The sequence below is a fragment of the Alcanivorax sp. HI0044 genome, assembly GCF_001634945.1.
Genome location: NZ_LWEZ01000379.1, coordinates 1 through 1,134 on the forward strand (window position 1 = coordinate 1; position 1,134 = coordinate 1,134).

The window sequence follows — 1,134 nt, forward strand, 5'->3', positions numbered from 1 at the left end:
ATAGTAGTTTTCCATCTTCTTGAGAACATCGACGGTCTGCTCCTGGGTGGAGCCGGCCGGCAGGGTCACCAGAGTGAACAGAATGCCCTGGTCTTCTTCCGGCAGGAAGCTGGACGGCAGCCGCATGAAGCTGAAACCAAGCACGCCGACGATGACCACATAGATGAACAGGTAGCGGCCACGGCGCCCGAGGATCTTCTCCACGCTGCCCTGGTAGCGGCGGCTGCTCTTGTCGAAGGTGCGGTTGAACCAGCCAAAGAAACCGTGATTGGTCTGGTGCTCGCTGTCCTTGGCCTTGAGCATGGTGGCACACAGCGCCGGGGTGAGGATCAAGGCGACCAGTACGGACAACACCATGGCGGACACGATGGTGATGGAAAACTGGCGATAGATGGCGCCGGTGGACCCGGGGAAGAAGGCCATGGGAACGAATACGGCGGAGAGCACCAGGGCAATACCCACCAGGGCGCCGGTGATCTGGCCCATGGATTTGCGGGTGGCCTCCTTGGGCGGGAGGCCTTCCTCGTGCATCACCCGTTCCACGTTTTCCACCACCACGATGGCGTCATCTACCAGCAGGCCAATGGCCAGCACCATGCCGAACATGGTCAGGGTGTTGATGGAGAAGCCGAAGGCAGCTAACACAGCGAAGGTGCCCAGCAATACCACCGGCACCGCCAGGGTGGGAATCAGGGTGGCGCGGAAGTTCTGCAGGAACAGGTACATCACCAGGAAGACCAGGATGATGGCCTCGAACAGGGTGTGCACTACTTCCTCAATGGAGATGCTCACGAAGGGAGTGGTGTCGTAGGGGAACACCATTTCCATCTTGTCGGGGAAGTAGGGTTGCAGTTCGTCCAGGCGGGCACGCAGGGCCTCGGCGGTGTCCAGGGCATTGGCGCCGGTGGCCAGGTTGATGGCAAGGCCGGCGGCCGGCTGGCCGTTGTAGCGGCCCTGCACGTCGTAGTTTTGTGCTGCCAGTTCCACTCGAGCCACGTCTTTCAGGAAGACTTGAGAGCCGTCGGGGTTCACTTTCAGCAGGATGTTCTTGAACTGATCCACGTCCTCCAGACGAGTCTGGGCAATGATGGTGGCGTTCAGTTGCTGGCCTTCCACCGCAGGGGCGCCGCCCAG

At 60.8% G+C, this 1,134-nt stretch carries 1 protein-coding gene; it reads right to left on the reverse strand.

The window, feature by feature from the left end; translation table 11 throughout:
• Positions 1-1,134: efflux RND transporter permease subunit (locus A3730_RS04615; RefSeq protein ID WP_156500903.1), on the reverse strand; the 1,134-nt coding region annotated here is incomplete at both ends.